This window comes from Cupriavidus sp. WS (assembly GCF_000395345.1).
Taxonomy (GTDB): Bacteria; Pseudomonadota; Gammaproteobacteria; order Burkholderiales; family Burkholderiaceae; genus Cupriavidus; species Cupriavidus basilensis_B.
This window is the reverse complement of the sequence record NZ_AQPL01000248.1, coordinates 1-2,424: the sequence shown is the minus strand read 5'-3', so window position 1 is coordinate 2,424 and position 2,424 is coordinate 1. Positions and strand designations below refer to the sequence as shown.

The 2,424-nt window shown below is 69.9% G+C and carries 2 protein-coding genes and 1 pseudogene; 2 read left to right on the top strand and 1 reads right to left on the bottom strand.

All coding sequences use genetic code 11. The features are described 5' to 3' along the window. Positions 1-107 precede the first annotated feature (107 nt). Positions 108-1,004: a MerR family transcriptional regulator gene (locus K206_RS0120260; protein WP_020204218.1), complete on the bottom strand. Its 897-nt coding sequence runs from the start codon at positions 1,002-1,004 to the stop codon at positions 108-110. A 156-nt stretch (positions 1,005-1,160) separates the two neighbouring features. Here K206_RS0120260 and K206_RS0120255 point away from each other — a divergent pair, with 156 nt between their 5' ends. Both K206_RS0120255 and K206_RS38820 read left to right on the top strand, forming a co-directional pair. Continuing rightward, entirely contained in the window at positions 1,161-2,090 is a 930-nt protein-coding gene (locus tag K206_RS0120255; protein WP_020204217.1) for a LysR family transcriptional regulator, read from the top strand. A 163-nt stretch (positions 2,091-2,253) separates the two neighbouring features. Next, a pseudogene (locus K206_RS38820) lies at positions 2,254-2,424 on the top strand (tripartite tricarboxylate transporter substrate binding protein); the annotation flags it as partial.

Genomic DNA, 2,424 nt, shown 5'->3' with positions numbered 1-2,424 from the left:
GACTTTGACGTTCAGCCGTTGACCTTGAAGTTAAGCCTTTGAATCTGACTTTAATTCTTTAAAGCCTTTGTCTTAAAAAACCAAATAACCAAAAAAAGCCCAGCCGCTCAGGCCCGCCCCTCCCCATCATGCAAATGCTCAATAATCGCCGCCACCCGATCTCCAAGATACTTGTTCGCTGACAACTCCAGCGCCCGCATCATCTCCGCTTCCACCGCCACCATCGCCAGCGGGCGGATACGCCAGAGGATGTCCACCAGCCGCGGCACGTCCTGCGGCGGTGGCAGCTTGCCTTCGCCGAAGCGGTCCAGCTCGCGCACCACCATCGCCACGATGCGGTCCGACACCGCTTCGAAATGCCCGCGCGCATGTTCGATGATGGCGAGCACGTCCTCGATCGGGAAACCCGCGCGCGCGATTTCGGCGCCGGCGGCCAGCGTGCGCGGGCTGCGCGCGAGGTAGCCCATGCCGTCCGGCTCCAGCAGCCCCAGCGCGATGGCCTTGGCCAGCGCCGGGCGCGACACCGCGCGGCCGAACAGCCTGGCCAGCGCGAGGTAGGAGTAGTGCCGCGGCACTTCGTCGGTCCACGGGCTGGCGATGGCGGATTCCAGTCCGAGGATGGAGCGCAGGTCGTGGCCCTCGACGATGGCCTTGAGCAGTTCCTGGATGTTGTTGAGCGTGTAGCCGCGCGCCAGCAGGTGGTTGATCAGGCGCAGGCGGCCCAGGTGCGCCTGCGTGTAGATGCCGACGCGGCCGCGCCGCTCGGGCGGGTCGATCAGGCCGCGGTCCTGGTAGGAGCGCACGTTGCGCACCGTGGTGCCGGCCGCGCGCGCGAGTTCGTCGATGGTGTACTCGGCGGGCGCGCCGCCTGTCGCGCCGTCTTTCGCGCTTCTCGGTTTCGCGCTTCCTGGCGCGCTTCTCGGCGCATTGCCCGGCGCATTGCCCGAGGCACTGTCCGGCGGGGAACTGGAGGAGGACGCGGCGCTGCGCTTGAAGAGGGCCATGCGAAAAATTCTACCCGACTCGCGCGGCGCCCGTATGGCCCATGTATGGCACACGTATGGTGCCCGCGCGGTGTCCAGGAGAAGCCTGCATGGTGCCGGCATGCCGCTACAATGTCCGCGCCGCTTCATCGACCGTCAACTTCACCGCACCTTCCCATGCATATCCGCTGGCTCGAGGATTTCGTGTGCCTGGCCCAGGCCGGCAGCCTCGCGCGCGCGGCCGAGCTGCGCAACGTCACGCCGCCCGCGTTCGGGCGCCGCATGCAGGCGCTGGAAGTGTGGGCCGGCGCGCCGCTGATCGACCGCAGCGTGTTCCCGGTGCGCCTGACCGACGAAGGCCGCCAGTTCCTCGAAGCCGCCGGGGACGCGCTGCGCACGCTGGACGAGGCGCGCCTGTCGCTGCGCGCGGCGCACCGCGCCGATGCCAGCACGGTGGTGATCGCCACCGGCAAGACGCTGGCGCGCTCGATGGTGCCGGCGTGGCTGGCGGGCCTGCGCCACGCGCTGCGCCACGACCCGGTGGCGGCGGGCTTCCGCACGCGCCTGTCGACGTTCCCCACGCACGACGCGCTGGCCATGTTCACCGAGGGCGACGCCGACTTCCTGCTCTGCTACAACTCGCCCGAGCAGCCGGTGACGCTGGACGAGGCGCGCTACCAGCGCTATCTCGCCGGCGAGGAGCGGCTGGTCTGCGTGAGCGCCGCGGCGCCCGGCGGCGGCCCGCAGTACAAGCTGCAGGCGCGCGGCCGGCACGCGCCGGTGCCGATGATCGCGTATGCCGAGACGCTCACGCTGGGCCGCATGGTCGACGGCGAGATCGCGCGGCGCCGGCTGGCCGCGCGCCTGGACGTGATCGCGGTGAGCGATTTCCCCGAATCGGTGCACGAGATGGTGCGCCAGCGCATGGGCCTGGCGTGGCTGCCGGCGCGGCTGATCGCCGACGACCTCCATGCCGGGCGCCTGGTGCGCGCGGGGCTGGAGGCCGGCGGCGAGTCCGACCTCGCCATGCAGATCCTGCTCTATCGCACGCGCGCGCCCATGCGCGCGCTGGCCGAGGCCTTCTGGCGCGCCGCCACCGCCGCCTAGCTTTTTCCTTTTCCCGCGCCGCCTTGCCGATTCGGCAAGCGCCGTTGCCAAAGCCGCACGTTGCTGCGCCCGCCCGCTCTCTAAGATCGCCGCACATCGCCATATCCGCATATCCATACATGCGCACGGCGGCGAGACCACGAATCCACGAAGGGAGAGAGCCATGAACAAACTGCTGCGCGCGGCCGCCGCCGCGTCCTTGTGCCTGCTTGCCGGTGTCGCCGGCGCGGCGGGCTGGCCCGCCAGGCCGATCTCGCTGGTGGTGGGCTACACCGCCGGCGGCAGCGTCGACCTGGTGGCGCGCACCATCGCGCCGGAGCTCGGCAAGCGCCTG